Source organism: Mycobacterium sp. SP-6446 (genome assembly GCF_001954045.1).
Taxonomy (GTDB): domain Bacteria; phylum Actinomycetota; class Actinomycetes; order Mycobacteriales; family Mycobacteriaceae; genus Mycobacterium.
This window is the reverse complement of record NZ_MBEM01000230.1, coordinates 17,881-44,359: the sequence shown is the minus strand read 5'-3', so window position 1 is coordinate 44,359 and position 26,479 is coordinate 17,881. Positions and strand designations below refer to the sequence as shown.

Genomic DNA, 26,479 nt, shown 5'->3' with positions numbered 1-26,479 from the left:
CTCGACCAGTACATCGGCAGATAGAACCCGGAGTAGAAGAGGAAACTCTCCAGCAGCGTGGAGGCCACCTTGCGCTTGAGCGGCTCGTCGCCCTTGTAGTACTGCATGACGATCTCGGCTTTGCGCTGCAGGTTGGGGTTCTCCTCCGACCAGCGGAACGCGTCGTCGATCTCGGCGGTCGAGCACAACGTCGAGAAGATGTTGCTGTAGCTGCGCGCGTGCACCGACTCCATGAACGCGATGTTCGTGTACACCGCTTCCTCGTGCGGGGTCAGCGCGTCGGGGATCAGGCTCACCGCCCCGACCGTGCCCTGGATGGTGTCCAGCAGCGTCAGGCCAGTGAAAACCCGCATGGTCATCTGCTTTTCGTGAGCCGTCAGCGTGCCCCAGGACGGGATGTCGTTGGACACCGGCACCTTCTCGGGCAGCCAGAAATTGCCGGTCAGCCGATCCCAGACCTCGGCGTCTTTTTCGTCTTGCAGCCGGTTCCAGTTGATCGCCGAGACGCGGTCAATCAGCTTCAATTTTTCGCTCACCAGAACCCCACTTCACCAGACGTTTGCCTGCGGTACTCAGGCTTCAAACACTACCCCTGGGGTGCGACAACCCGCCGCAACACAAGACGTTGTGCTTGCGTGTCGCGAACTCTCGCTTCACCGAGCGTGTACTCATTGCGAAAAACGGACCGAAATCTCGCAGTGAGTGCACGTTCGGCGCGGAGGCAGCGCGGCCTAGTCCAGTCCCACCTTGCGCAACGTGTGGGTGAGCCCATCCTCCAGTGCGCTCAGCGCCATGTCGGTCAGCCGGCCCAGGTCGTCGATGTCGTGCTCGTCTTTTGCCATCCACGCCTCCAGCGCGACGAACACCGCGGTCGCCAGGCTGTGCGCCGCGATGTCGGCGATCATGGCCCCGTCGGCGGCGGGCGCCGATCGTTCGTGGATGAAGCGCGCGATCTCGTCGGCGACCTGATCGCGCATCCGTCGAATGTGCGTGGTGATGATGTCCTGATCCAGGTCGCGAGATCGGATGGTGGCGGCCTCGCGGACCATCGCGAAGTCAAAAGGGAAGGCGTCCACGGCTTTTCGCACCGACGCCGTGATGGGCTCGCCGTGCGGGCGCAGCGCCAACGCGCGGGCGAACCATTCGAAGCCGATGTCGTAGTCGGCGAATATCACCGCGTGCTTGGACGGGAAGTGCCGATAGAAGGTCCGCTCGGTCACCCCGACGTCGCCGGCGATGTCGGCGACGCTGGTTTGGTGCACGCCGTCGGCGACGAAACGCTTCATCGCCGCGTGCAGCAACGCCTGACGCGTGCGCTGCCTACGCGATTCCACGCCTGCCAGCATGCCACAAAATGTCACCATTGACGCAAATATGTCATATGTGACATTGTGCGTTCAGATGCGCTCACACTCGAGGAGTCACCATGGCGGACTACGACGCGATCGTCATCGGGGCCGGTCACAACGGTCTGGTTGCGGCGAACGTGCTGGCTAAGGGCGGCGCGAAAGTGCTTGTGCTGGAACGGGCGCACTTCCTCGGCGGGATGGCCGCGACCCGGGAACTCTTCGACGGCTACAAGCACAGCGTCGGCGCGTGGGCGGTGCTGATCTGGCGCCAGGAGATGACCGAGCGCCTGGAGCTGACCAAGTGGGGCTTCGAGCTGATGGACCAATGGACGTCGACGTGCACGTTCGGCGAGCCCGGGGACACCCCCTTCGTGATGTACAACGACCTCGAACGCATGGCCCGCCACCTGCTCGACGATCATGGCGCCGACACGGCGGCGGCGCTGGGCGGCTTGTTCGCCCACATCGGCCGGTTCGCACCGTATTTCGTCGATTCGGCTTTCGGTCCCCCGCTGGACATCATCGAGGTGATCGCCGCCCAGCCCACGCCCGAGGACCGCCACGACTTCGCCCAGATGTGGTACGGCAGCACGATGGACACGGTCCGCCGCTTCCTGGCGCCGGACCAGGCCCGTTGCATCCAGGGCTCGCTGGCGGCGATGTCCATCGATGCGTTCGACGGCGGCCCGTGGACCCCGGGCTCGAACGCGTCGACGCTGTATCACTACCTGATCGGCGGCGGCAACGTCGAATACATCATGCCGCGCGGCGGCATCGGCTCACTCAGCACGGCGCTGTGCCGGCGCGCGGAATCGCTGGGCGCCGAGGTGCAGCTCAAACAGCACGTCAAGCAGATCCTGGTCACCGACGGGCGGGCCACCGGTGTCGAATTGCGCGACGGCACAACGATTTCGGCCGACGTCGTGCTCTCCTCGCTCGACCCGTACACCACCTTCGTGAATCTCGCCGGCGCGCAACATTTTCCGCCCGACTACATCCGGAAGATCAAGGAAATCAACTTCAATCTCGGATACATCCAGGCGCACCTGACGATCGACCAGGCGCCCCAGTGGATCGAGCGACTGCAGCCTTTCATGCACGACAATGGACAATGGTGTCCCACCGTCGCGTACGCGCCATCACCGGAATACATCAGCGACGCGTGGGAGCAATACCGCAAGGGCCAGCTTCCCGACGCCCCGCCCACCTACCTGTACATCCCCAGCATGGTCGACTCATCGCTGGCGCCCGAAGGCAAGCACAGCGCAACGATCTTCACGCCCTACTTCCCGACCGGGCTCGACGCCGACGAAAACCGAAGCTGGAAAGAGCAATACGCCGACACCTGCGTAAGAATCTTCGACACGTTCGCGCCCGGGTTCGCCGACTCCGTCACCAACCGGGTCGTGTTCTCCAACCGCTACTTCGGCAGCACCTTCAGCGCGCACGCCGGCGACTACTCGCATGGCCTGCTGCAGCCCAACCAGCTGTGGACCGGCCGCGTCGTCGAGGGAGCCGACAAGTTCGCCACGCCGCTCGACGGGCTCTTCCTCTGCGGCCAGTGCACCCACCCCGGTCCGGGAGTGACCGGCATCCCGGGATGGAACGGCGCCGAAGCGGCGCTCAAGCGTCTCGACGCCCGCATCGGCCAGGCCTAGGCAAAGCCCGACCCGTAGATGTACCATTTGGTACATGTTTAACGAGGACAGCATCGAGATCGACGCACCGCCGCAATTGGTATGGGAGGTCTTCAGCGACGTCGAGCACTGGCCCGACTGGACGGCATCAGTGACGTCGCTGGTCGGGCAGGACGGACCAGCGCTCGCCGTCGGCAGGCGGTTCGCGATCAAGCAGCCCGGCATGCAGAAGCTGGTCTGGCAGGTCACCGAGGTCGACCCGGGCTCGTCGTGGACCTGGGTGCAGCGCTCCCCCGGCTCGCTGGTGACCGCTCGCCACTACGTCGACGCCCAACCCGGCGGCCGCACGCTGGTGCGCCAGCAGCTCGACCAACGGGGTCCACTCGGTGCGCTCGTCGGGCGGCTGATGGTCAAGAAGACCAAGCGCTTCCTGCAACTCGAGGCCCAAGGTCTCAAGGCCCGGTCTGAACAGCTCAGCCGCGCCGATGGCCCGCACTCCTGACTCCCAACGGCGCCGCCAGCTCCTCGATGCGCTGATCGAGGAATTCGCCGCGAACGGCATCGGCGACCGGTCGCTGCGCGACGTGGCCGCCGCGGTCGGCACCAGCCATCGAATGCTGTTGCACCACTTCGGGTCTCGCGAGGATCTGCTGGTGGCGGTCGTCGAGGAGGTCGAGCGCCGGCAGATGGCTCTCGTCCCCGGCTTGCCGATCAACCCGGCCGAAGGCTTCGCCGCGATGTGGGCCGACCTCCGCCGCCCCGAATTGCGCCAGCTGGAGCGGCTCTTCTTCGAGTGCTACTCGCGGGCGGCCCAAGGCGAAAAGCCGTTCACGCGCATGATTCCCGGCGCCGTCGACGACTGGCTGCGCGAGGTCGAGGCTTCCGCCGACGTTCCCTACGACGGCGCGATGGCAAGGCTCGGGCTCGCGGTCACTCGTGGCCTGCTGCTGGATCTGGTGGCCACGAACGACGACGCCGCGGTGGATGCGGCTGCGAAAGCCTTCTCAGAGCTATTAGGCCGCGATTAACGAGTGCTTCAGCCGGTGGTGTGGACGATCAGCACGTCGGTCTTGGACCTGCGGGAGACTTCCGATGGGACTGATCCCAGCAGCCGCCCGGCGACGCTGCTGAGCCCGACGTTGCCGACGACCAGCAGGTCGGCATCGACGTCCTCGGCGAGCTGCACCAGCGCGTTGATGGGGGCGCCGACGATCGACTTCTCCTCCACGTTCCGGGCCCCGGCTTGATGCGCGCGCTCCCTGGCGTTCTGCAGGATCGCGTAGTAGGGGGCCTCGCCCACCGTCCGGTAGTCCTGGCCGTGGTCGCTCCCGGGCGGGATGGCGTAGCGGCCCTTTTCTTCCGGGACGGGCAGATGGGCCGTCGCAACGATCAATTTCGCGCCGTTGTCCGCAGCGATCGCGGCCGCGCGCTCCACCGCTCGCAGCGACGAGTCCGAGCCATCGGTGCCAACCACGACGGTCTGATAGGCGCTCATAAGCCTCCTAGCGTAAAGCGCGGTTCCCCTACTAGGAAGCCTGAACTCGGCTTCTGCCTACCTTGCCCACGCCGAAGAACTGGTATTCCTCCGGTTTGACCGAACGGGTCGCCATCCAGTACTGCCACGTGTAGCCACCCCAGAGCACGGTGTTCTTGCCGTGCTCGTCGAGGTACCAGCTGCTGCACCCGCCGGTGTTCCAGACCGAGTCGGCGAGCTTGCGCTGCAGCTCGTCGTTGAAGCGGTCCTGCGCTTCGCGGGTCGGAGCCAGCGCCTGCGCGCCCATCTTGTCGCATTTCGCGATCGCGTCGGCGACGTAGCGGATCTGCGATTCGATCATGAACACCACGGAGTTGTGGCCCAGCCCCGTATTCGGTCCCAGCAGGAAGAACAGGTTGGGCACGTCGGCGACGGTGATGCCGCGATGCGCACCGATGCCCTCGCGGTTCCAGCGATCGACCAAGTCTTCGCCGTGCTGCCCCTTGATCTGGACGTAGGTGTAGGAGTCGGTGACGTGGAAGCCGGTGGCGTACACGATCACGTCGGCCCGGTGTTCGGTGCCGTCCGCGGTGACGATCCCGTCGCGCGTGATGCGGGTGATGCCGTCGGTGATCAGTTTGGTCTTCGGGTCCGCGACGGCGCCATAGTAGGTGGAGGAGTTCAGGATTCGCTTGCAACCGATGCGGTACTTAGGCGTTAGCTTGCGGCGCAGCTCACGGTCTTTCACCGAGCGCCAAATGTTCCACTTGCAATACGCCTCAATGAATTTCAGCGCATTGGGGCGCTTGGTCATGCCGAAGGCCAGCGCCTCCTGCCCCCAGTAGATCGCCAGGCGCACCAGCGGACGAAGCCCGGGGACGTTTTCCATCGCCGTGCGCAGCGCCGACGGGATCTCGGGGTTGGAGCGCGGCACCACCCACGGGGGGGTGCGTTGGTAGAGCTGGAGCTCGGCGACCTGCCCGACGATCTCGGGCACGATCTGGATGGCGCTGGCTCCGGTCCCGATGATCGCCACCCGCTTGCCGGTCAGGTCGACGCTGTGATCCCACTCGGCGGAATGGAAAGCGGGACCGGCGAATTCGTCGCGACCCTCGATGTCGGGGAACGAGGGAATGTGTAACGCGCCGGCCCCCGAGACCAGGAACTGGGCGACGTATTCGCGCCCGTCGACGGTGAACACGTGCCAGCGATACTCGTCGTCGTCCCAATAGGCGCGATCGACCAGCGAGTTGAATTCGATGAAGCGGCGCAGGCCGTACTTCTCGGTGACTCCCTTGAGGTAGTCCCAGATCTCGGGCTGATACGAGAACGGGTTCTTCCAGTCCGGCTTGGGCTCGAAGGAGAACGAGTACAGGTGCGAGGGGATGTCGCACGCGCAGCCGGGATAGCTGTTGTCGCGCCAGGTGCCGCCGACGTCGTCGGCCTTCTCCAGGATGACGAAGTCCACGCTCTGCTGCTGCAGCGCGATGGCCATGCCCAACCCGGAGAACCCCGTCCCGATGATGACGACGCGGGTATGGACGGGCGGTTGGTCGGACTGCGGCCGCGGATCGGCTTCGGTTACGACATCGGTCATGGTGGATCGGGCTTCCTTCAGCTGACGCAATACCCAGTACCCAGGGTATCGGATAAGGCGAGTGTTATCGACGGCCGCGGCGATGTCAACGTCGCGGCCGCTCAGCTGGCGGCCGGGTTGCTGGGCACGACGCTGTGGATCGGCTGGTCGGGGTCCATCGTGATGCCCAGCGCCTCGGCGGTGCCGACGATGACCCCCATCATGATGGTGGTCAGATGGGCCACGAATTGTTCGCGCGGCATGCGTCGCGGGCTGTCGGGGTCGGGGCCCAACCACCACTCCGTGGCCGAGGCGGCCGATCCGAAGGCGGCGTGTCCGGCGAGTTCGATCGCCGCGTGGTCGAGCTCCATCTCACGGAGCTCGTTGTCGAACATGTCGGCCATGGCCAGAGTGATGCCCCGGCCCTCGTCGAGGATCTTTGGGCTCGCGGCGGAACGGCCCTGGATGAAGACCCGCAGGACGTTCGGGTGTTTGTCGACGAGGTTGACGTACTCCTCGACGCTGCGCTGGATCACGTCGCGGGCCGAATCGGTTTTCAGGTCGATCGACGGGAATATGGCCGCCCACAGCATGTCGCGGAGGCGTTGCCCGATCGCCTCGAACAGGTCGGACTTGTCGTGGAAGTGCCGGTAGATCTTCGGCTTGGCGGTGCCGGCCTCCTCGGCGATTTCCCGCACGCTCAGCTCGGGCCCGAGGCGGTCGATGGCGCGGAAGGCGGCGTCGACGATCTCGCCGCGCACCTTCTTGCGGTGCTCGCGCCAGCGTTCGCTGCGCGCGTCGACCTTGCGCCCGGGCTTCACGCTCGGGTGCGGTGGTCGCGGAATTCTCACCACGTCATGCACCATACCGCGCGGGCGCCGCTGACCAGGGCAGACCAGCTAATTCGCAGCTCGGCGAGTGTGAATTTCTCGACGCGACACGCCGTGAATCCGTCGCGAGATTCACGCTCGGCGAACCCGCCGCAGTGTCACAGCATGCAGGAGACGCAGCCCTCGACCTCGGTGCCTTCCAGCGCCAACTGGCGCAGCCGGATGTAGTAGAGCGTCTTGATTCCCTTGCGCCAGGCGTAGATCTGCGCCTTGTTCACGTCGCGGGTGGTGGCGGTGTCCTTGAAGAACAGCGTCAGCGACAGCCCCTGGTCCACGTGTTGGGTGGCCGCGGCGTAGGTGTCGATGATCTTCTCGTAGCCGATCTCGTAGGCGTCCTGGTAGTACTCCAGGTTGTCGTTGGTCATGTAGGGCGCCGGGTAGTAGACCCGCCCGATCTTGCCCTCCTTGCGGATTTCGACCTTCGACACGATCGGGTGGATCGACGACGTCGAGTGGTTGATGTAGGAGATCGACCCGGTCGGCGGGACCGCCTGCAGGTTCTGGTTGTAGATGCCGTGCGCCTGAACCGATTCCTTCAGGCGCTTCCAATCGTCCTGCGTGGGAATGCGGATCTCGGCATCGGCGAACAGCTGACGCACCTTGTCGGTCGCCGGCTCCCACACCTGCTCGGTGTACTTGTCGAAGAACTCGCCCGACGCGTACTTGGACCGCTCGAAACCCTTGAAGTGCGTGCCGCGTTCGATCGCGATGCGGTTGGAGGCCCGCAGCGCGTGATATAGCACCGTGTAGAAGTAGATGTTGGTGAAGTCGACACCTTCCTCGGAACCGTAGAAGATGCCCTCGCGGGCCAGGTAGCCGTGCAGGTTCATCTGCCCGAGCCCGATCGCGTGAGAATCGTTGTTGCCCTGCTCGATCGAGGGCACCGAGGTGATATGCGTCTGGTCGCTGACCGCGGTCAGCGCGCGGATCGCGACCTCGATCGACTGGGCGAAGTCCGGCGAGTCCATCGTCTTCGCGATGTTCAGCGATCCCAGGTTGCACGAAATGTCTTTGCCCACTTTGGCATACGACAAGTCGTCGTTGAACACCGACGGCGTCGACACCTGCAGGATCTCCGAGCACAGGTTGGAATGGGTGATCTTGCCCTCGATGGGATTGGCCCGGTTCACCGTGTCCTCGAACATGATGTACGGGTAGCCGGACTCGAACTGCAGCTCGGCCAGCGTCTGGAAGAACTCCCGCGCCTTGATCTTGGTCTTGCGGATGCGCGCGTCGTCGACCATCTCGTAGTACTTCTCGGTCACCGAGATATCGGCGAACGGCACGCCGTACACCCGCTCCACGTCGTACGGCGAGAACAGGTACATGTCCTCGTTCTTCTTGGCCAGCTCGAAGGTGATGTCGGGGATCACCACGCCGAGGCTCAGCGTTTTGATGCGGATCTTCTCGTCGGCGTTCTCCCGCTTGGTGTCCAGGAAGCGATAGATGTCGGGGTGATGCGCCTGCAGATACACCGCGCCGGCGCCCTGGCGCGCCCCCAGCTGATTGGCGTAGGAGAAGGAGTCCTCGAGCAGCTTCATGATCGGGATGACGCCCGAGGACTGGTTCTCGATGTTCTTGATCGGCGCGCCGTGCTCGCGAATGTTGGAGAGCAGCAAGGCAACTCCCCCACCGCGCTTGGACAGTTGCAGGGCGGAGTTGATCGATCGCCCGATCGACTCCATGTTGTCCTCGATGCGCAAAAGGAAGCACGAAACCGGTTCACCGCGCTGCTTCTTGCCCGAGTTCAAGAACGTCGGGGTGGCCGGCTGGAACCGGCCGTCGATGATCTCGTCGACCAGCTTCTCGGCCAGTCCGGTGTCGCCGGCCGCCAGCGTCAGCGCGACCATGACCACGCGGTCCTCGAAGCGCTCCAGGTAGCGCTTGCCGTCGAACGTCTTCAGCGTGTAGGAGGTGTAGTACTTGAACGCGCCCAGAAACGTCGGGAAGCGGAACTTCTTGGCGTAGGCGCGGTCCAGCAGCTCCTTAACGAAGTTGCGCGAGTACTGGTCGAGAACCTCACGCTCGTAATAGTTTTCGCGAATCAGGTAGTCGAGCTTCTCGTCCTGATTGTGGAAGAAGACCGTGTTCTGGTTGACGTGCTCCAGGAAGTACTGGCGCGCCGCCAGCACGTCCTTGTCGAACTGAATCCTGCCGTCCTTGTCGTACAGGTTCAGCATCGCGTTCAGAGCGTGGTAGTCCGTCTCCTCGGGCGACACGTGCGTGCCGGCGGCTACAGGCTCTGCAGTGACGGTTGGTGGCACGTCTGTTCCTTCCAAAAGTCGGCGAGACCGGCTCGGACGGCATCCACGTCGTCCGGGGTTCCCATCAGTTCGAAGCGGTAGAGGTACGGAACGCCGCACTTGCGGGAGACCACTTCACCCGCGTAGGCGAATTCCGCACCGAAGTTGTTGTTGCCCGCCGCGATGACGCCGCGGATCAACGACCTGTTGTGCTCGTTGTTCAAAAAGGCGATGACCTGTTTCGGGACGTAGCCACCGTCGTTGATGTCCGGCGTGGCCCGGCCGCCGCCGTACGTCGGCAGTATCAGCACGTATGGCTGATCGACCTCGATCCGGCCATGCAGCGGGATTCGGGTGGCGGGAACACCCAGCTTCTGCACGAAGCGATGGGTGTTCTCCGACACCGACGAAAAATAGACCAGGTTGCGCTGCGTGGTGTCCATGGCACCGCAACCTCCTTACTTGCTCATCTACTGCACTAGGCGCTCAGCGCGGCTCCAGCAAGCGCCTTGATGCGATCGGGCCGGAAGCCGGACCAGTGGTCGTTGCCGGCCACCACCACGGGGGCTTGCAGGTAGCCCAGCGCCATCACGTAGTCGCGGGACTCGGAGTCCAGGGTGATGTCGACCTTGTCGTAGGCGATGCCCTGTTTGTCCAGAGCCTTGAAGGTGGCGCTGCACTGCACGCATGCCGGCTTGGTGTACACGGTGACGCTCATGGATGCCGCTCCTTTGCGGAAGGGAACTTATAACGGACTGGCAACTGCTGGGGGTACTACGTCTGTGCTATGTTCAGCGGCCCGTCAAGGCCCCAGATTCCCGTTTTGCGGAGGTCAGACCGAACGGCCTGGCGGTACCGATTCCGGGAGGTGCCCCATGCCCGGCCAGCTTGGGGATCCTGGGATCTGCCGGTGCTCGAAACACTACACCTAGTGGCCGACAAGTTGTCGAGATACAAGATGTTCGGAATAACAATTTTGAAATTCCCTGGTCGTAAGGCTTGCGACGGCCACGCGCTCGGCGTGTCGCAGATCACATATCGCCCCGCGGATGCCCATACGGACCGGTATATCACCGGCCACCGACATTGCGTGTTTTGAGCCGGTTCGGGCGGCGCGTTCGCCCCGCGCTAGCAAAGCCGCCAGCGGCAACTGGCGGCTTTGGCTATTCGGTTGTCGAAACGGTGCTGGTCGCCGCGGGGCGGCTTGTCGGCTTTCCCCAAATTCAAGCCAAATCAACCGACTTCCGCGGCGAGCTTGCCCACAACGTCGCGCACATTCGCCGACAGCTCGGCGTGCTCCGCGGGAGCCCTGCCTTCCAACGTTTTGAACGGCACCGACAGCTTGATCGACTCGACCACCGACGCGCCGGCAATCCCGAACGACTTGCGGGTTTCGTCGTGCGCCCATACCCCGCCGTACTGGCCGAACGACCCCCCGATCACCGCCAGCGGCTTGCCCTTCAGCGCGCCGTTTCCGAACGGTCGCGAGAGCCAGTCGATCGCGTTCTTGACGACGGCCGGGATGCTGCCGTTGTACTCGGGGGTGACCACCAAAGCGGCGTCCGCGTCGGCCGCCGCCCCGCGCAGCGCCTCCACCGCAGCCAGCGCCGGGGCATCGGGCGTCATCGCGTCGTCGATCTCCTCGTTGTAGAACGGCACCTGTGCAAGCCCTTCGAACAGCGTGACACTGACGCCGTCGGGAGCGACCGCCGCCGCCAGCTCGGCAATCTGACGGTTGATCGACGCTGCTCGCAGGCTGCCCACCAACGCCAAGACTTTGATGTCGGACTTGTTCTCTGGCACTGTTCGGTTCCCTTCGGTTCTTGGTGTACATCTTTGCACGACCAAACCGGACCCTGGTCCGTTTTATTCCGAACGCGTTAAAGTGCAGGTATGAGCGATGGGTTGCGCGAGTTGCCGGTGTCCGCTCCCCAACAGCTCCCTCAGGAGCGAGGTGACGCGGCGCGCAATCGCGCGCTCCTGCTGGACGCCGCGCGCAACCTGGTCAAGCTGCGCGGCGCGGACGCCGTCACCATGGACGATGTCGCTGCGGCCGCCGGGGTCGGCAAGGGCACCGTCTTCCGCCGATTCGGCAACCGGGCCGGCCTGATGATGGTGCTGCTCGACGACGACGAGCGGGCGAGTCAGCAGGCATTCCTGTTCGGGCCGCCGCCGCTGGGTCCCGATGCGCCCCCGATGGATCGGCTGGTGGCCTTCGGCCAGGAGCGCATGCGATTCGTCCACGCCCACCACGAGCTGCTGTCGGAAGCCCACCGCGATCCGCAGACCCGCAACAGCGCGCCCGTCTTGGTACACCGCACCCACGTCCGGGTGCTGCTCCAGGCGGCGCACACCACCGGCGACCTCGACGCTCAGGCCGACGCCCTGCTCGCACTGCTCAATGTGAACTACGTCGAGCACCAACTCAAGGACGGTGGCCACACCCTCGAGACGTTGGGCGACGCGTGGGAAAGCGTGGCGCGCAAGCTGTGCGGGCGGTGACCAACTGGGTCCTGCACGTGGACCTCGACCAGTTTCTGGCGTCGGTCGAACTGCGGCGCCACCCCGAACTGGCCGGGCTGCCGGTGATCGTCGGCGGCAGCGGCGATCCCACCGAACCGCGCAAGGTCGTCACCTGCGCCTCGTACGAGGCGCGCGAGTTCGGTGTGCACGCGGGCATGCCGTTACGCACCGCCGCTCGCCGCTGCCCGGGCGCCACGTTCCTCCCGTCGGATCCCGCCGCCTACGACGCGGCGTCCGACGAGGTGATGGGATTACTGCGCGACCTGGGGCACCCCGTCGAGGTGTGGGGCTGGGACGAGGCCTACGTCGGTTTCGCCGGCGAGCACCCCATCGAAATCGCCGAAAAGATCCAGACCGTCATCTCCTCCGAGACCGGGCTGTCCTGCTCGGTGGGCATCAGCGACAACAAACAGCGGGCCAAGGTCGCCACCGGCTTCGCGAAACCGGCCGGCGTCTTCGTCCTCACCGACGCGAACTGGATGAATGTGATGGCCGACCGGCCCGTCGACGCCTTGTGGGGCGTCGGCCCCAAGACTGCGAAAAAGCTTGCGGCCCTGGGGATAACGACGGTTCGCGAACTCGCCCACGGCGACGCCGAGCTGCTGACGTCCACCTTCGGCCCGCGCACCGGCCTCTGGCTGTTGCTGCTCGCCAAGGGTGGCGGCGACGCGGAAGTCAGCGCGGAGCCGTGGGTTCCGCGCTCCCGAAGCCACGTTGTGACGTTTCCGCGCGATCTCACCGATCGCGCCGAAATGGATTCGGCGGTAACGGCATTGGCCCGCCAAGCGCTCGACGATGTCGTGGCGGACGGGCGGATCGTCACCCGGGTCGCGGTCACCGTGCGCACCGCGACGTTCTACACCCGCACCAAGATCCGCAAGCTGGCCGCGCCCACCACCGACGCCGACGTCATCGTCGCGGCCGCGCTGCGCGTCCTGGACCTCTTCGAACTCGACCGGCCGGTCCGGCTACTCGGGGTGCGACTCGAGTTGGTCCTGCCGGCGTGACGGCACCGGGGCGGGCCGTAGCGCGCGCGTGAAAATGACGTTGACCCGGCGCATCGCCACGCTGTAGGGCCACCACGCCAGCCGCTTGAACGCGTACAGCGCCCGGATGTCCTGCGAGGTATAGATGAGGTACTTGTTCTTTGCGACCCCGGACAAGATCTTGTCGGCCGCCCTCTCCGGCGAGACGGCGTGACCGCTGAAGCGATCTATCCACCGGCGGACGTTGGGGTCCTCGCGATCGACCCCGGCGATCTCGACGGTGTTGACCAACGGGGTCTTCACCGCGCCGGGCACCACGAGCGACACCCCGATGCGGTGCCGGGCCAGGTCGAAGCGCAGCACTTCGGATACGCCACGCAGTCCGAACTTGCTGGCGCTGTACGCGGCGTGCCAGGGCAGCGCGACCAGCCCGGCCGCCGACGACACGTTGACCAAGTGCCCACCCCGCCGGGCTGCCACCATCGCGGGGACGAACGTCTCGATGACGTGGATCGGACCCATCAGGTTGATCGCGACCATCTTGCTCCACTGCTCATGGGTCAACCGGTCGACGGTTCCCCAGGCCGATACCCCGGCGATGTTCATCACCACGTCCATGCTGGGTTGCTTGGCATGAATGGCGGCGGCGAACGCCGCCACGTCGTCATAGTCGGCGATGTCCAGGGCCCGGTACTCCGGCACGCTCGCGCCCGCCGCGCGGGCGTCGGCGGCCGTCAGCTCAAGGCCTTCGGGATTGCGGTCGGTCAGATACAGTTCGGCTCCCTGCGCGGCCAGCCGTAACGCGGTGGCGCGGCCGATGCCGCTCGCCGCACCGGTGACCAGACACCGCTTCCCCGCGAAATATCCATTCTGCGCCATGGCCGTGACGATACCGCCGGTAACGCCTTAGCTCTGACCGCCGCCCCACAGCGAATTGAGCCACAACTGCTCGAGCACCCGCACGCCGCGCTCCACGTCACGGTCGGCACCGAGGAAGGTGACGTCGCCCGACAGCATCATCGCCGTGGTCGCGCCGAGCATGCGGACGAGAGCCGGTACATCGTCACTGATCGGATGCGCTGTGCCGGCGGCGATTTCGTCGTCGACGATGCTGACAATCTGGTCGATCACGACGTCGATCTGGCCGTCCAGGATTTCCCGGATCTTCGCGTCCGTGTTCCGCGCGTCGTTGCACGCGGTCATGATCGGGTCGTTGTGGGCGAACACCGTGGCGGCGCTGCCGACCATCCGCCGCGCAAACGCCGCCGGCGTCTCGCCGGGCGCGCGCGGCGCGAAGTACTGCGTGAGCTCCTCGAGTTCGTGCGTTGCCTCGGCCAGGATCACGGCGAGCACGTCGTACTTGGAGTCGAAGTAGAAGTAGAAGCCCGACCGTGCGATGCGGGCCCGCTCGCTGATGGTGCTAACGGACAGGTCCGCGAACGAACCCTCTTGCAGCAGTTCCCGCACCGCGCTGACGATCGCCTCCCGCTGAAGATCGCCGCGGCTACGCCGGGCGGTGGGCGTCGGGTCGGCTGCCATGGTCTGACCTTGTCATCCCGTTCAGAAAAGACCAAAACTTGACAGGCGTCAAGTTCGGACTTCAGGATGGGCTGAAGTGCTAGCGCGCACGTGTCCCGGGATCGCAAAGGAGCGTCCATGGCCGCCACCATCAGCACCCCGCACTACCTGCTCGACCAGGCGCGGCGCCGATTTACCCCGTCGATCAACAACTTTCCCGGCATGGGACTGGTCGAACGAAGGCTGCTGAACACCCAATTTCCGGAGCACAAGCTCGCCGATCCGCCGCCCGGCAGCGGGCTCAAGCCGGTCCTGGGTGACGCGGGACTGCCGGTCATCGGGCACATCATCGAGATGCTGCGCGGCGGGCCGGACTATCTGATGTTCCTCTACCAGACCAAGGGGCCGGTCGTGTTCGGGGACTCGCCCGTCCTGCCGGGGGTCGCGGCGCTGGGCCCGGACGCCGCGCAGGTCATCTACTCCAACCGCAACAAGGACTACTCGCAGCAGGGCTGGGTCCCGGTGATCGGGCCGTTCTTCCACCGCGGGCTGATGCTGCTCGACTTCGACGAGCACATGTTCCACCGCCGGATCATGCAGGAGGCGTTCGTCCGCTCCCGGCTGGTCAGCTACGTCGAGCAGATGGACAAGGTCGTGTCGCAGGTGGTCGCCGACGATTGGGTGATCAACGACGCGCGCTTCCTGCTTTACCCGGCGATGAAGGAGCTGACCCTCGACATCGCGTCGATGGTGTTCATGGGCCACGAGCCCGGCACCGACCACGAGTTGGTCACCAAGATCAACAAGGCATTCACCGTCACCACCCGCGCGGGCAACGCGATCATCCGCACCAGCGTGCCGCCGTTCACCTGGTGGCGCGGCCTCAAAGCGCGCGAGCTGCTGGAGAACTACTTCCGCGAACGGGTCAAGGAACAACGCGGAAAGAACGGCACCGATCTGCTGTCGGTGTTGTGCGAGTCCGAGGACGAAGACGGCAACAAGTTCTCCGACGAGGACATCGTCAACCACATGATCTTCTTGATGATGGCCGCCCACGACACGTCGACATCGACCGCGACGACGATGGTTTATCACCTGGCGGCCAATCCGGAATGGCAGCAGCGCTGCCGCGACGAATCCGACCGCCTAGGCGACGGCCCGCTCGACATCGAGTCGCTGGAGAAGCTGGAGTCACTCGACCTGGTGATGGACGAGTCGATTCGGATCGTGACCCCGGTGCAGTGGGCGATGCGGCAGACGGTGCGCGACACCGACCTGCTTGGCTACTACATTCCCAAGGGCACCAACGTCATTGCGTACCCCGGGATGAATCATCGCCTGCCGGAACTCTGGACGGATCCGTTGAAGTTCGACCCGGAGCGGTTCTGCGAGCCGCGCAGCGAGCACAAGCGACACCGCTACGCGTTCACGCCATTCGGTGGCGGTGCACACAAGTGCATCGGGATGACCTTCGGGCGGTTGGAGGTCAAGACGATCCTGCACCGGCTGCTGCGCCGCTACCGACTGGAACTGCCCCGGCCCGGCTACCAGCCGAGCTGGGACTACGGCGGCATGCCGATTCCGAAGGACGGCATGCCGATCGTGCTGCGCCCGCTCTGACGCGGCCGGCCTAGGCGGCTGCGAGCAGCCGGTTGGCGCAGGCGATGACCGCGCGCAGCGCCGACTGCGTCGGATCCTCCGACCAGCCCATCGCCCACTCGGAGCGGATCCCGTTGCTGCCGCAGATGAAGGTGGCGGTGAATTCGCCCGATCGCAGCTGATGGAACCTCAGTGTCTCGACGGTGATTCCGCGCTCGTGCAGCATCTCGGTGAGTGCGGCGATCGGTCCGGTGGCAGAGGCGGTGGAGACGCTGATGCGGTCGCCGACGGCGATCATCGCCCGAAAGTTGCGGGCTTGCGGACCCAGTCGCGCCGCGGGCCGATCGGCGTCCGTGCACGCCCAGTGCCCGAGTCGCAGCGGGCCGGCCGTGGGGCCGTAGGTCGCGACGAAGTTCTCCCACGTCATCGCCTCGGCTCGCTCCCGCAGACCGCGCGGCAACGTGGGAAGAGGCTGCGAAACTGGCTTCGAAAGGGGCATGGTGTCGGGCTTCTCTGATCAGCAGGAGCGACCGACGGCGTAGCTTCCGACCCACAGCGGGGGGTCGGTCTGGATCAGACCCCGCTGCGGGTACTGGCTACTACGGCACGCTTGAGAAGACGCACGAGCGCCGAGGCTAGCCGTCGCCGGCGGGCAACGCAACTGCCTTTACGGCGGTTTCACTACGAACGCCCGCAGCGAAACGAAATGCCAAGTCGCCCAATGCTAGACAGGTACCTTCGCCCCAACCGGCGCGACGACCGCTCTTCGGCGTGCTTTTCGCCCGAAAAACTTACTTGTGCGTCAAAAAAGGCATAGCATCTGCTTGGTGGTTCTAGGCGCGATCGTGGTCACCTACAGGCACGTGAAAGGCAAGCCAATGAATGCGAAGCGCAAAAAGGTTCTGAAAGCCGTGGCACTCGGCGCGGGACTTGTCGGGCTATTGCTGCTACCGACGGGATGTCTGATGACGTCGTCGCCGGTCGAGATTCCCGCGGGATCTCTGGGAGCGCCGGTCACGGTCGTGGCGCCGCCGCCCACGGTCGAGTAAAAGGTTCAACAGGGCACCCACGCGGGCACGTCGTCGTCGTCGGGCTTTTCGGCCGGCACAACGACGGCGGTTACCGCAGTTTGAGTACGAACGCCCCCAGCGAGACCGCCGCCAGCACCGCGGAAAACGCCACATTGAGACGCGTCGGCAGGGCGGTGCTCGCGGCGTCCGCGCGCAGCAATTCCAGACCGAGCCGGCCAGTCCCGTACGCCGCGGCCGAACCCAGAAATAGCAATCCGGGACGTGCGGACGGCTCGTACAACCACACTCCCACACCCAAAATCATTGCCGACCAACCCGCTTCGAAGAGCTGTGTCGGGTACCGCCGCTTCCATTCGCCGCGCTCGTCGGGCAGCCATAACCCGAAGGGCCCCTGCGTTTCTCGTCCAGAGCAGCAGCCATTGATCAGGCAGCCGATGCGCGTCACGGCCATCCCGACGAGCATGATGATGCCCACGCCGTCCCAGGCTCGCCAGAACTCCAGCCCCATGAGGTGCAGCACCGGCCACGAGACCGCGAAGCTGAGCACCAAGCCGCCGTAGAGCGCGGCGCCGGCGTCCTGCACGCGCACGGCACCTTCGGCAAGCGATTGCGGGTGGCCAATGAAGTACCAGATGCGCGCGCCGATCAGGGCGAACACCAGCAGGATTAGCGCGGCCGGCGCGAAACGCGAGTAACCCAAGCCGGTTTCGTGCCCACCGAATGCCACACCGAGCGCAAAGCCGACGTAAAGGAGTCCCGCGAAGGTCGGGATGCCATGTCGCCCAATGTGGAACAGGTACCGTCGCCCCAACCACCGCGACGTCCGGGTAGTCGGCGTGCTTTTCACCCGCAGTATCTTACTTGTGTCTAATAAAAGGCATAGCATCTGCTTGGTGGTGTCAGGCGCAATTCGTGGCCACGCACCGGCAAGTGAAAGGGCAAGTCGATGGATGCGAAGAACAAGAGGCCCCTGAAAGCCGCGGCATTGGGCGCGGGCCTTGTTGCGGTCGTCCTCCCGACGGGGTGTGCGGCACAAACAGGAGAGCCGGCGCCGATTCCGGCCCCGGCTGCGGGGCCACCTTCCTCGGTAATGGCGCCGCCGCCCACCGTCGCGTAACAGGTTCAACCAAGCACCCACCCGGGGCGCGTCGTCCCGCGGCCGATCGGCCGCGGGCCCGTTGACCTGCGGGATGTCGGCCCAAACCTCTTGGTTTACATGTGTTGAATAGTGGTTATCCCCTGTCGTTGGTGGTGTTAGCTCCCTACGCCTAGCACCCGCGCATGAAAGGCAGGATTCATGAACAACACGAGGAAGACCCTGAAAATCGCCACGATGTCCGCCGGGCTCGTCGCGGTCTTGCTACCGACGGGGTGTTCGACCACCACCGGATCGGGCAACGGGATCGACGTCGGGGTCAACCTCATGCCTGCTCCGGGAGCGACCCATACGGTCGACGCGCCGCCCGTCCCGAGCTAGTCGATACAACGGGCGCGACTCGCTGGGACCGCGGCGCGGGGGTCGGTTCCAGCGGGTCGCCTTTTTATCCAACCGGCCGCGGTGAGGGATCAAGCCGCAGATAGGCCTGGATGGTCGTGCCCGCCGGCGTGCAGTGGGTGCGCACCAAATCCGATATGGCGTTCACCAGAAATAGTCCCCGGCTGGCGGGTCCGCTGGGGCCCGGATTCAGCCGTCCAACCAACGGGTCGTCGAGGCGTCCGCTGTCGCGCGCCTCGCAGACCAAGTGCTCGTCGTCTCGCCAAAACGCCAATCGGCACGCGCCGTCGGTGTACATCAAGCTGTTGCTGGCCAGCTCGGTGGCGATCAACTGCAGATCCTCGATGCAGTCCTGCGACAGTCCGACCCAGTCGGCATAGTTCACGGCGAAAGCCCGCGCCAGGCGCAAATCCGCGGACTTGCGAACCATGCACGTGACGGCCCCGGGATTGATCGGCAAGGGTTCGTTGCAGCGCGCCATCACGGCGTCGGGCGCGTAATCGGCGCTGGGATGCAGCGAACCGCTGCTCCACAGCATCGGGTGGGTGGCACGGACGTCCGCCAGCACGTCCTCATCCAGACGGCTGGCATCGTAGAGGCACAACCCCGTCACCGCGTGACCGTCAAATGCCTCGTTCACCAGCGCCTCACGCTCTACGCAGGCCCAAAGCTCATCGTCGGTACGGCCCGGCCAGAAGACTTCGCTGACGATTCGCACCCGCCGGTTGGGGTGTTCCTCGACGAAGGAACCCTCCATGGCCATGAATCGATTCGGATTGCGGGCGACCTCGGTGGTGTCGGCCATCCGCAGGCCGTCCGGCGCCCCGCCCGCGCCGGACAGCTCGTCATGTACGAGCGCCATCATGTCGCCGGGCACGGCGACGAGCACCGGTTCGTCCATCGCAAGCCCGTCAATGACGAAGGCCGCCACGAAATCCAGGTACTCCCGCTGAGAGTGATAGAGGAGCGCGGTGTGAACGAAGCCCTGACGTTCCCTTTCCGTGCCCCAGCTCACTTTTTCGGCGCTCCCGCTTTCGATCACAATGCCAACCCCCTGCTGGACCGGCGCCCTGCCTACGCGTTACCTACCCCAGTACCCCGTGCGCGCGTGGGCTATGCAGGTTATGGGTCACAAAGCGGGCTCGCCCCAACTGCGGCTCGATCACAGCCACCAGGAGGCCGCGGCGTCCAGATGACGACGGATGCGGTAACGCGCGAGGCTGTCGTCCCCGGCGGCCATCGCCTCGAGAATCCGACGGTGCGCGTGTTCGACGGCGACGACGTCGGCCGCGGTCGGCAGCGCCCCGCCGGTGCTGAACCCGTGCCGGCGGAACAGCTCGACGATGATCCTGAGGAACAGGTCCAGCAACGCGTTGCCGGCCAGTCGCGCCAGTCCGACGTGGAACCGGAATTCTTCGACGGTGGCCGTGCGCACTTCGTCTGCGGTTTGGTGGTTCTCGCCGAATGCGGGCCCATGCGTCTCGAGGAAGGCAGCCACGTCGGGTTCGCTGCGCCGCTTGACGACTTTGGCGACGTTGTCGATCTCGATCGCGTCCCGGACGCAGCGTAAGTCTTCGCGGCTCGGCTTGCGGTACTGCAGATGCAGCGCGATGGTGTCGATGCTGGCTTGCGCCTGGGGTTGGGTGACGACGAGCCCGCCGCCGGGTCCGCGCCGCATCCGAGCCACCGAGTGATATTCGAGCAGCCGCACCGCTTCGCGCAGCACCGCGCGGCTGACCCGGTAGCGCGCCAGCAGCTCCGTCTCGGTCCCGAAGACCGACCCGACCCGCCAGCCGGCGCCCGCGATGTCGTCGCCGATGTTGGCCGCCAGCACCTCGGCCAGCTTGGCCCGCGGCGCCTCGGGGTTGAGTCGCCGCTGGCGTGCCCTGCTACGGCGCCCGTCGCCATGCTGCTGCAGCCAGGCGGTGACCGCTTCCACGTGGCGCTCGGACAGCGTCTTGGCTCGCGCCGAATCACCGGCGGTGACGGCGGCGACGATTTCGGAATGGTCGTTGTGCATGTAGTCGATCGCCTCGATGGCCTCGCTTGCCGACTCGGTTCGCGACTGCAGCGCGTATCGCTTGGTGAGCCGCATCAAGATTTCGATAAACAATTGCAGGACGGGGTTTTTGGATCGCTCGGCCAGCGCGATGTGGAATTCGTCTCGCGGCACCGGCAGACCCGGCCTCCAGTGTTCCTCCGCGCGCAGCACCGCTCGCAGCCGACCGATGCCGGCTTCGTCGATTCGCTCGGCGGCAAGGGAGGCCGCCAGCGGCTCGAGGACCAGGCGCGCGTTGAGCAGGTCGGCCGGCGTCGTGCCAAGGTACTCGAGATAGATGACGATGGCGCGGGTCGCCGGGCCAGCGTCCGGCTCGCAGATGAGCAGTCCACCGTTGGGTCCGCGGCGCATCCGGGCGACCTGATGATGCTCCACCAGCCGAACGGCTTCCCGCAGCACGGATCGGCTCACGCAAAAGCGTTGTTGCAGAGCGTGTTCGGAACCCAGCGACTCGCCGACAGGCCAGCCGCGGCGAACGATGTCCGCCTCGATCTCGCGGGCGATCGTCGAAGCCAATTTGTTCGCTGGGCTGGCCTGCGGAGTGGTACTCATCGTTTCAACAGGTGAGCAACATGCATCCCGCGACGGGGCCACCGCCCACCGAAACCACGCCGACCTCCGGGCGCCGCGACACCTGCCGCTCCCCCGCTTCGCCGCGCAACTGCAGACACCCTTCGTGCAACGCCCAGTACCCGTGCATGCGCCCGGCCGAGAGTTGGCCGCCATAGGTGTTCAGCGGCAGCACGCCGTCGCGGGCTATCCGGGCACCGCCCTCGACGAACGGGCCGGCCTCGCCGTCACCGCATACGCCCAGCGCCTCCAGCCAGGCCAGCGTGAGAAACGTGAAGCCGTCGTACAACTCGGCGAGTTCGAGGTCCGCGGGCTTCAATTCGGTGCGCGACCACATCCCTGTCGTAGCGTCCGACATCGCCATCTTGGGGTAGTCGTCGCGGTGGAACCAACCACCGGCGCCGTCGGACCCGCCGATCGCTTCCACCCGCACGGCGCGGTGTGGGCAGTCGCGGGCGTAGTCCGCGTGCGAGACCACCACGGCGATCGATCCGTCGATGGGGACATCGCAGTCCAGCAGGCCGAACGGTGTCGACACCGGCCGCGCGGCCAGGTAGTCGGCCATCGTCATCGGTTCGCGGTACACCGCAAGGGGATTCAGCGCGGCATTGCGTCTGCCGTTGAGCGCCAGCCAGCCCAGCTGCTCCTTCGTGGTTCCGTACAACTCCATGTGCCGACGGCAGTTCAACGCCAGCCAGTTCGCGGCGGAATACGCCTGTGCCGCAACCAGATCGTTGACGTCGTCCATCGCGCCGACGGCGGGACGCTCGGCGCCTTCGGGTGTCTCGAACATGCGCGCGAGCGCCGGCGCCGGCGCATTCTCTTCCTGCTTTAGGACCGTGCCGCCCAGCATCTGGATGGTCCGGTAGACCACCACGTGGCGGGCGCGGCGCTCGGCGACCGCCCGGCACGCCGACATCACCGGGCTCAGCAGGCCGCCGGTGCCGAATCCGGAGCCGCAGTCGGCCGCCTCGACCCGCAGGGCGGCGTTGACCTCCGCGGCCGGGGTGTCGCCCAGGGTCGCGATGCCGTCGATGTCGGCGGCCCCCAGACCGGCGTCGGCGATGGCGGATCGCACCGCCTCCATGGTCAGTTCGAATCCCGGGATGCCGGTGCGACGGCCTATTCGCGAGATCCCGATGCCCGACAAGATCGCGTCTTTTTCGAAATACGTCATATGCACCGCCCGAAGGACCAAACCCCACCGCACACACTGGACCAATAGAGTGTACTGTATTGGCCGTGCCAGCCGAGTCGCCGTCCCACCTGCTCATCGAGCATTGCGACCATTGCGGCCGCTGGGTTCATCCGGCTTCCGGCGAATGTCGCGTATGCGGCGGCCCACTGGTGGCGCGACCGGTCTCCGGACGCGGCACGGTGTTCACCTACACGGTCAACCACCACCCGTACAACCCCGAGATACCGGTCCCCTACGTGATCGCGATCGTCGAGCTCGCCGAACAAAGCGGCCTACGCGTGGCCGCCAATATCGTTGACTGCGAACCGGATTCGGTCAAGTGCGGGATGACCGTCGAGGCACGGCCCGAGAAGGGCGCCGGCGGCGCCCCATTGTTCGCGCCCGCCTAACCTCCGAATTCTCTTCCGCGGCACAGCGCCGCGCAGTATGCTGCGGGTCCTTAACGACTGCGAATGATCCTTGGGCGAAAGGTTCGAAAAGCTTTGTTGGGATCGGTAGCGAACCGATCCCGGTGTAATTGCGAAAGCGGCGCCGAGGTAGGCGACGCACGGGACAAAGGACCCCGCATGAACCTCAGTCGAAAAATCTCGCGAATCATTGCCGGTGCACTGCTGTCCGGCGGCGTTGCCGTCGTCGGCGTAGGGCTGGTCCCAGGTATCGCTCACGCCAACAAGGGACCATTTACCTGGTGCCCAGGGCAGTCGATGGAGTGGCCGAGTGGCCCGAACTCGTCTCGTGGCGTCGCACAGAACTACGCCTGGGATATGAGCGTGTGCCATACCTGGTACATCGTCGCCGACGGATGGGGCAACGTTCCCCGAATTGCGCTCAACGGGCAGCCGACGCTGCAGAGTTCGCATACTTGGGACGGAGACAATCCCCCGCCCGATAATCCCTCGGGTGTCAATTGCGGCCCAGGCTGGTGTCCCGTCCCGCCGCACTACGACCCGGGGTTCCACGGATAGCCGTCGACGGCAGCGGAAAGAAAAGAGGCGGCATGAGCATTAGCGACCAATCGGCCACATCGCGTCAGTTCGCAGCGTCCTCTGGGGCCTTCTCGCCCAACTGGATTCGATACTGGAAGGTCGGCTATTCGGCGATTTTTGCGGTGGCCGTCTTGTTTGGCGGGCTGCAGGTCTTGCGAGTGTTAAAGGTCATTCGCCTGCCCTCCCCACATATCGGCGCCCCGGTCATCTACGGCGTCGTGGTCGGGCTGCTGGTTGTCGGGGTGGGTGTTGCCGCCCGCATCTTTTGGCGATCGCGCCGCAAGTACCTCATCACCGTGAACAGCGACGGGCTCACCATCGATCGGCGGCGCGGTGATGTCTACCCACTCGTTGATGCGCAGCTGGGCCTCTGGTTAGACAACGGGGTCGCGCTCCATCTGCAATGTGGCCGTCGCGATTTTGTTCTGGGCGGACGCGATCGTCGCATCGCTCCGGCGACACCGCTCGACGCGCCGCCGGTGTGGGTCGTCGACGCATGGCTGGCGGAGTCAGACTTCGATGAGCTGCTGCTCCTGGGTGGCCGGTCCGCTGCGCGCGGGCCCGCACCAGGAGAACCGACCCGGTGCCTGCTGTTTCCCAACCCGCTGCTGATCCAGGAAATGGGGCATTCGCGCTCGTAAAGAAACACCGACTGACGCAATCGCTCTCGCAACCCCAACTGTTCATTGACGTCGACAACGACACGATCCAAGTGATCGACCCAAAAACCAACGCGCCCAATGCCCGGGCATCGGCTTCGCAGGTGACCGCTACACCGGCTACCTACCAGCTCTCGGCAGGCCATGCGTTCCCGTCGGCCCAAAATGTCGCCTCAGATGCTGCGGGCCAGTACTTTTCGACGACGCCCGCCATGTCCGTCTGCGTTCCGGGCATGCAACCGCTGACCATCGGATGCCGCAATTTCGAAGGGCTCAAGCGGCGATTTTCGTGGTCCGCCAACGCGCCCGTAACGAATCAACCCCCTGCCTATACGGTCTCGGCGGCCGACTGGCTGACACTGACCGAAAACCTCGGCTTGGCGCCGTATCTAGAAGACACGTCGACCTAGCGCGGACGACAGAACAGGCCTTCCGTCGTTAGTTGATCAGCGGGTCGCGCGGCATGCCGAGAATCCGCTCGGCGATCTGGTTTCGGGTCACCTCCGAGGTGCCGCCCGCGATCGCCATGCCGCGGGCGCCCATCATCATGCGGCCCACGATCGCGCCGGGCCCGTCGAGCAGTGCGACCTCGGGCCCCAGCAACGCCGCTGAGATCGCGCCGCCCTCGATCATGTGCTCGGCCAGCTTGAGTTTGGTGACGTTGCCTTCCGGACCCGGTCCCGCGCCCTCCACGCTGCGCGCGGCGCGGCGCAGGTTCAGCAGCCGCAGCGCGTGATCGTCGGCGAGGAAGTTTCCGACCCGGATTCGCGCTCCCGCCAACCGATCTGACGCCTGAGCAAGCTGCACTAGTTTCGACGCCAGGCCCTCGTAGAACGATCCGCTGCCGCCGATGCTGACTCGCTCGTTGCCCAGCGTCGCCCGCGCTACCGTCCACCCCGAATTGGGCGCGCCGACGACATCTTCGTCGGGGACGAACAGGTCGTTGAAGAACACCTCGTTGAACTCCGAGCCGCCGGTGATCTGCCGCAGCGGCCGCACCTCGACCTCGGGCGCGTTCATGTCGACGATCACGGTGGTGATGCCGGCGTGCTTGGGGGCGTCGGGGTCGGTGCGCACGGTGGCCAGGCCACGCGCGCAGTACTGCGCCCCGCTGGTCCACACCTTCTGCCCGTTGATCTTCCAGCCGCCGTCCACCCGGGTGGCGCGAGTCTTCACCGACGCCGCGTCCGATCCGGCTTCGGGCTCGGAGAACAGCTGGCACCAGATCTCGTCCTGACGCAGCGCCTTCTCCACGAATCTTTCGATCTGCCAAGGAGTTCCGTGCTGGATCAGGGTCAGGATCACCCAACCGGTGATCGAGTAATCGGGGCGCTTGATGCCCGCCGCGCGGAACTCCTCTTCGATCACCAACTGTTCCACGGCGTCGGCTGCGCGACCCCACGGCTTGGGCCAGTGCGGCATCACATAGCCCGTCTCGATCAGCTTGTCGCGCTGGGCCTTCTTGTCCAGCGCGGCGATCTCGGCGGCGTCGGCGTGGATCCGCTTGCGCAGTTCTTCGGCCTCGGGCGGCAGGTCCAGGCTGTTCTCCCGGACGGCGCCGGCCGCGGTGCGATCGAAGACGTCGCCGGCCGGCGCGTCGCCGCCGAACAGCGCCGAACTCACCAGCGCCCGGCGCAGGTGCAGATGCGCATCGTGTTCCCAGGTGAAGCCGATGCCGCCATGCACCTGGATGTTGAGTTCGGCGTTGCGCGCATAGGCCGGGAATGCCAGCGCCGCAGCCACTGCGGCGATGAGGCGGAACTGCTCCTCATCCTCCGCCGCGGCACGCGAGGCGTCCCATACCGCGGCGATGGCCGATTCGACGGCCACCAACATGTTCGCGCAATGATGCTTCACCGCTTGGAAAGTGGCGATGGTGCGGCCGAACTGCTGGCGCACCTTCGCATAGTCGACGGCGGCGTCGACACAGTCTGACGCCCCGCCCACCGCCTCCGCGGCCAGCAAGGTCCGCGCCCGCGCCAACGCCGATTCCCGGGCCCCCGGCAGGATGTCCTCGGCGGCGATGCTCACATTCTCCAGGCGCACCCGCCCGGAACGCCGGGTCGGATCGAAGTTGTCGGGCACGTCCACCGACATACCGGCGCGGCCGCGGTCCAGCACCAGCACGTCGTCGCCGGCCGCGATCAGCACCAGCTCGGCAAGCCCGGCGCCCAACACGATCCCGGCCTCACCGTCTGCGGTGCCGTCCTTGACCCGCACCTGGCCGTGCAGGCCGATGCCAGCGGTGAGCGTCCCGTCGATCAGGCCGGGCAGCAGCCGCGACTTCTGCTCGGCGCTACCGTCTTTGGCGATCACCGCCGACGCGATCACCGTCGGCACAAACGGTCCCGGCGCCACCGCGCGGCCGAGTTCTTCGGTCACCACCACGAGTTCGGGCAGCCCGTAGCCCGAGCCGCCGTGTTCTTCGTCGACGTGCAGGCCGAGCCAGCCGAGTTCCACCAGGTTCTGCCAGAACGGGGGCCGGGGTTCGTCCGGCGAATCGAGCAGCGAGCGCGCCGCCCAGCGCGCCTTCTGCGAGGTGAGGAACGCGCGGGCTACCTCGGCGAGTTCGCGATGGTCGTCGGTCAGTGCGATACCCATCGGGCCTCCTCGCTACCGGGCTGACTGCCTGCCCCGCTCCGAGGGGGAGCGGGGCGGCTGCCTAAAGAGGATACTGTATTGCCGC

Annotated in this window: 27 protein-coding genes and 1 pseudogene; 11 read left to right on the top strand and 17 right to left on the bottom strand. The window is 65.7% G+C overall.

Annotation, left to right across the window (positions count from 1 at the left end; all coding sequences use genetic code 11):
• Nucleotides 1-536, bottom strand: a 536-nt coding sequence (locus tag A5736_RS20445; protein WP_175611346.1) for a ribonucleotide-diphosphate reductase subunit beta, incomplete at its 3' end; no start/stop codon positions are given.
• Nucleotides 537-731: 195 nt separating this feature from the next.
• Complete coding sequence (locus tag A5736_RS20440) at nucleotides 732-1,346, bottom strand: TetR/AcrR family transcriptional regulator (RefSeq protein WP_076248249.1); 615 nt, start codon at nucleotides 1,344-1,346, stop codon at nucleotides 732-734.
• 80 nt (nucleotides 1,347-1,426) lie between these two features.
• Between A5736_RS20440 and A5736_RS20435 the strand changes: the two genes are divergently transcribed.
• The 3 genes from A5736_RS20435 to A5736_RS20425 are packed head-to-tail and all read left to right on the top strand — an operon-like array spanning nucleotide 1,427 to nucleotide 4,014.
• Entirely contained in the window at nucleotides 1,427-3,007 is a 1,581-nt protein-coding gene (locus A5736_RS20435; protein WP_076248247.1) for an NAD(P)/FAD-dependent oxidoreductase, read from the top strand.
• Between the two features lie 34 nt (nucleotides 3,008-3,041).
• The gene (locus tag A5736_RS20430; RefSeq protein WP_076121673.1) at nucleotides 3,042-3,488 is read left to right on the top strand and encodes an SRPBCC family protein; all 447 of its coding nucleotides are present in this window, start codon (nucleotides 3,042-3,044) and stop codon (nucleotides 3,486-3,488) included.
• Nucleotides 3,472-4,014 (top strand): TetR/AcrR family transcriptional regulator, encoded by a 543-nt coding sequence (locus A5736_RS20425; protein WP_076248245.1) that lies wholly within the window; start codon nucleotides 3,472-3,474, stop codon nucleotides 4,012-4,014. Before A5736_RS20430 ends, A5736_RS20425 begins: the two co-directional genes overlap by 17 nt.
• A gap of 8 nt (nucleotides 4,015-4,022) precedes the next feature.
• Here the strand turns inward: A5736_RS20425 and A5736_RS20420 are convergent, their stop codons facing one another.
• The 7 genes from A5736_RS20420 to A5736_RS20385 form a co-directional block, all read right to left on the bottom strand.
• On the bottom strand, nucleotides 4,023-4,481 hold the full coding sequence (locus A5736_RS20420) for a universal stress protein (protein WP_076121678.1): 459 nt from the start codon (nucleotides 4,479-4,481) through the stop codon (nucleotides 4,023-4,025).
• A 31-nt stretch (nucleotides 4,482-4,512) separates the two neighbouring features.
• On the bottom strand, nucleotides 4,513-6,057 hold the full coding sequence (locus tag A5736_RS20415) for an NAD(P)/FAD-dependent oxidoreductase (RefSeq protein ID WP_076248244.1): 1,545 nt from the start codon (nucleotides 6,055-6,057) through the stop codon (nucleotides 4,513-4,515).
• A gap of 101 nt (nucleotides 6,058-6,158) precedes the next feature.
• Nucleotides 6,159-6,890 (bottom strand): TetR/AcrR family transcriptional regulator, encoded by a 732-nt coding sequence (locus tag A5736_RS20410; RefSeq protein ID WP_139333467.1) that lies wholly within the window; start codon nucleotides 6,888-6,890, stop codon nucleotides 6,159-6,161.
• A gap of 134 nt (nucleotides 6,891-7,024) precedes the next feature.
• Nucleotides 7,025-9,190 carry a class 1b ribonucleoside-diphosphate reductase subunit alpha gene (nrdE, locus tag A5736_RS20405; RefSeq protein ID WP_076121683.1) on the bottom strand — a complete coding sequence of 722 codons (2,166 nt, stop codon included), beginning with the start codon at nucleotides 9,188-9,190 and terminating at the stop codon, nucleotides 7,025-7,027.
• Entirely contained in the window at nucleotides 9,160-9,612 is a 453-nt protein-coding gene (gene nrdI / locus A5736_RS20400; RefSeq protein WP_076121685.1) for a class Ib ribonucleoside-diphosphate reductase assembly flavoprotein NrdI, read from the bottom strand. Before nrdI ends, nrdE begins: the two co-directional genes overlap by 31 nt.
• Nucleotides 9,613-9,647: 35 nt before the next feature.
• Nucleotides 9,648-9,887 carry a redoxin NrdH gene (locus tag A5736_RS20395; protein ID WP_076063331.1) on the bottom strand — a complete coding sequence of 80 codons (240 nt, stop codon included), beginning with the start codon at nucleotides 9,885-9,887 and terminating at the stop codon, nucleotides 9,648-9,650.
• Nucleotides 9,888-10,402: 515 nt separating this feature from the next.
• On the bottom strand, nucleotides 10,403-10,972 hold the full coding sequence (locus A5736_RS20385) for an NAD(P)H-dependent oxidoreductase (RefSeq protein ID WP_139333466.1): 570 nt from the start codon (nucleotides 10,970-10,972) through the stop codon (nucleotides 10,403-10,405).
• Between the two features lie 90 nt (nucleotides 10,973-11,062).
• On the opposite strand from A5736_RS20385, the gene A5736_RS20380 reads away from it, so the two are divergent.
• Together A5736_RS20380 and A5736_RS20375 are read left to right on the top strand one after the other, a co-directional pair.
• A complete protein-coding gene (locus A5736_RS20380; RefSeq protein WP_076248242.1) occupies nucleotides 11,063-11,671 on the top strand; it encodes a TetR/AcrR family transcriptional regulator in 609 nt (202 codons plus the stop codon).
• Nucleotides 11,659-12,699, top strand: a complete 1,041-nt coding sequence (locus tag A5736_RS20375) for a DNA polymerase IV (protein ID WP_175611347.1) — start codon at nucleotides 11,659-11,661, stop codon at nucleotides 12,697-12,699. The genes A5736_RS20380 and A5736_RS20375 overlap by 13 nt, the downstream gene beginning before the upstream one ends.
• On the opposite strand, the gene A5736_RS20370 is transcribed toward A5736_RS20375, so the two are convergent.
• Nucleotides 12,661-13,557, bottom strand: coding sequence for an SDR family oxidoreductase (locus tag A5736_RS20370; RefSeq protein WP_076248240.1), 897 nt, complete (start codon nucleotides 13,555-13,557; stop codon nucleotides 12,661-12,663). The genes A5736_RS20375 and A5736_RS20370 overlap by 39 nt on opposite strands.
• A gap of 27 nt (nucleotides 13,558-13,584) precedes the next feature.
• Nucleotides 13,585-14,217 carry a TetR/AcrR family transcriptional regulator gene (locus A5736_RS20365; protein ID WP_076248238.1) on the bottom strand — a complete coding sequence of 211 codons (633 nt, stop codon included), beginning with the start codon at nucleotides 14,215-14,217 and terminating at the stop codon, nucleotides 13,585-13,587.
• Between the two features lie 117 nt (nucleotides 14,218-14,334).
• Between A5736_RS20365 and A5736_RS20360 the strand changes: the two genes are divergently transcribed.
• Nucleotides 14,335-15,816: a cytochrome P450 gene (locus tag A5736_RS20360; protein WP_076248237.1), complete on the top strand. Its 1,482-nt coding sequence runs from the start codon at nucleotides 14,335-14,337 to the stop codon at nucleotides 15,814-15,816.
• A gap of 10 nt (nucleotides 15,817-15,826) precedes the next feature.
• On the opposite strand, the pseudogene A5736_RS20355 reads toward A5736_RS20360, so the two are convergent.
• Nucleotides 15,827-16,255, bottom strand: a pseudogene (locus A5736_RS20355) (homocitrate synthase); the annotation flags it as partial.
• 418 nt (nucleotides 16,256-16,673) lie between these two features.
• Between A5736_RS20355 and A5736_RS26125 the strand changes: the two are divergent.
• Nucleotides 16,674-16,844 carry a hypothetical protein gene (locus A5736_RS26125; protein WP_158070244.1) on the top strand — a complete coding sequence of 57 codons (171 nt, stop codon included), beginning with the start codon at nucleotides 16,674-16,676 and terminating at the stop codon, nucleotides 16,842-16,844.
• A gap of 70 nt (nucleotides 16,845-16,914) precedes the next feature.
• Here A5736_RS26125 and A5736_RS20350 read toward each other — a convergent pair whose 3' ends face one another.
• Nucleotides 16,915-17,673 carry a prolipoprotein diacylglyceryl transferase gene (locus A5736_RS20350; RefSeq protein ID WP_175611345.1) on the bottom strand — a complete coding sequence of 253 codons (759 nt, stop codon included), beginning with the start codon at nucleotides 17,671-17,673 and terminating at the stop codon, nucleotides 16,915-16,917.
• A gap of 450 nt (nucleotides 17,674-18,123) precedes the next feature.
• Between A5736_RS20350 and A5736_RS26120 the strand changes: the two genes are divergently transcribed.
• Nucleotides 18,124-18,303, top strand: a complete 180-nt coding sequence (locus A5736_RS26120) for a hypothetical protein (protein ID WP_139333463.1) — start codon at nucleotides 18,124-18,126, stop codon at nucleotides 18,301-18,303.
• Between the two features lie 64 nt (nucleotides 18,304-18,367).
• Here A5736_RS26120 and A5736_RS20345 read toward each other — a convergent pair whose 3' ends face one another.
• The 3 genes from A5736_RS20345 to A5736_RS20335 form a co-directional block, all read right to left on the bottom strand.
• Nucleotides 18,368-19,363 carry a sensor histidine kinase gene (locus tag A5736_RS20345; RefSeq protein WP_076248233.1) on the bottom strand — a complete coding sequence of 332 codons (996 nt, stop codon included), beginning with the start codon at nucleotides 19,361-19,363 and terminating at the stop codon, nucleotides 18,368-18,370.
• A gap of 120 nt (nucleotides 19,364-19,483) precedes the next feature.
• The gene (locus tag A5736_RS20340; RefSeq protein WP_076248232.1) at nucleotides 19,484-20,932 is read right to left on the bottom strand and encodes a FadR/GntR family transcriptional regulator; all 1,449 of its coding nucleotides are present in this window, start codon (nucleotides 20,930-20,932) and stop codon (nucleotides 19,484-19,486) included.
• Between the two features lie 4 nt (nucleotides 20,933-20,936).
• Complete coding sequence (locus tag A5736_RS20335) at nucleotides 20,937-22,127, bottom strand: thiolase family protein (RefSeq protein WP_076248230.1); 1,191 nt, start codon at nucleotides 22,125-22,127, stop codon at nucleotides 20,937-20,939.
• Between the two features lie 59 nt (nucleotides 22,128-22,186).
• Here A5736_RS20335 and A5736_RS20330 point away from each other — a divergent pair, with 59 nt between their 5' ends.
• The 3 genes from A5736_RS20330 to A5736_RS26910 all read left to right on the top strand — a co-directional run bounded on the left by A5736_RS20330 (nucleotide 22,187) and on the right by A5736_RS26910 (nucleotide 24,203).
• Nucleotides 22,187-22,537, top strand: coding sequence for a Zn-ribbon domain-containing OB-fold protein (locus A5736_RS20330; RefSeq protein WP_076121706.1), 351 nt, complete (start codon nucleotides 22,187-22,189; stop codon nucleotides 22,535-22,537).
• Between the two features lie 533 nt (nucleotides 22,538-23,070).
• Entirely contained in the window at nucleotides 23,071-23,775 is a 705-nt protein-coding gene (locus A5736_RS26915) for a hypothetical protein (RefSeq protein ID WP_254848417.1), read from the top strand.
• On the top strand, nucleotides 23,718-24,203 hold the full coding sequence (locus A5736_RS26910) for a hypothetical protein (protein ID WP_254848416.1): 486 nt from the start codon (nucleotides 23,718-23,720) through the stop codon (nucleotides 24,201-24,203). The genes A5736_RS26915 and A5736_RS26910 overlap by 58 nt, the downstream gene beginning before the upstream one ends.
• A 28-nt stretch (nucleotides 24,204-24,231) precedes the next feature.
• Here the strand turns inward: A5736_RS26910 and A5736_RS20315 are convergent, their stop codons facing one another.
• A complete protein-coding gene (locus A5736_RS20315) occupies nucleotides 24,232-26,394 on the bottom strand; it encodes an acyl-CoA dehydrogenase (RefSeq protein WP_076248228.1) in 2,163 nt (720 codons plus the stop codon).
• Between the last annotated feature and the right edge of the window lie 85 nt (nucleotides 26,395-26,479).

Coding starts and splice junctions, on each gene's coding strand:
- A5736_RS20420 (WP_076121678.1), bottom strand. CDS start 4,481: ATGAGCGCCTATCAGACCGTCGTGGTTGGCACCGATGGCTCGGACTCG.
- A5736_RS20315 (WP_076248228.1), bottom strand. CDS start 26,394: ATGGGTATCGCACTGACCGACGACCATCGCGAACTCGCCGAGGTAGCC.
- A5736_RS20380 (WP_076248242.1), top strand. CDS start 11,063: ATGAGCGATGGGTTGCGCGAGTTGCCGGTGTCCGCTCCCCAACAGCTC.
- A5736_RS20415 (WP_076248244.1), bottom strand. CDS start 6,057: ATGACCGATGTCGTAACCGAAGCCGATCCGCGGCCGCAGTCCGACCAA.
- A5736_RS20430 (WP_076121673.1), top strand. CDS start 3,042: ATGTTTAACGAGGACAGCATCGAGATCGACGCACCGCCGCAATTGGTA.
- A5736_RS20425 (WP_076248245.1), top strand. CDS start 3,472: ATGGCCCGCACTCCTGACTCCCAACGGCGCCGCCAGCTCCTCGATGCG.
- A5736_RS20370 (WP_076248240.1), bottom strand. CDS start 13,557: ATGGCGCAGAATGGATATTTCGCGGGGAAGCGGTGTCTGGTCACCGGT.
- A5736_RS20340 (WP_076248232.1), bottom strand. CDS start 20,932: ATGAGTACCACTCCGCAGGCCAGCCCAGCGAACAAATTGGCTTCGACG.
- A5736_RS26120 (WP_139333463.1), top strand. CDS start 18,124: ATGAACAACACGAGGAAGACCCTGAAAATCGCCACGATGTCCGCCGGG.
- A5736_RS20365 (WP_076248238.1), bottom strand. CDS start 14,217: ATGGCAGCCGACCCGACGCCCACCGCCCGGCGTAGCCGCGGCGATCTT.
- nrdI (WP_076121685.1), bottom strand. CDS start 9,612: ATGGACACCACGCAGCGCAACCTGGTCTATTTTTCGTCGGTGTCGGAG.
- A5736_RS20440 (WP_076248249.1), bottom strand. CDS start 1,346: ATGCTGGCAGGCGTGGAATCGCGTAGGCAGCGCACGCGTCAGGCGTTG.
- A5736_RS20360 (WP_076248237.1), top strand. CDS start 14,335: ATGGCCGCCACCATCAGCACCCCGCACTACCTGCTCGACCAGGCGCGG.
- A5736_RS20335 (WP_076248230.1), bottom strand. CDS start 22,127: ATGACGTATTTCGAAAAAGACGCGATCTTGTCGGGCATCGGGATCTCG.
- A5736_RS20395 (WP_076063331.1), bottom strand. CDS start 9,887: ATGAGCGTCACCGTGTACACCAAGCCGGCATGCGTGCAGTGCAGCGCC.
- A5736_RS20435 (WP_076248247.1), top strand. CDS start 1,427: ATGGCGGACTACGACGCGATCGTCATCGGGGCCGGTCACAACGGTCTG.
- A5736_RS26125 (WP_158070244.1), top strand. CDS start 16,674: ATGAATGCGAAGCGCAAAAAGGTTCTGAAAGCCGTGGCACTCGGCGCG.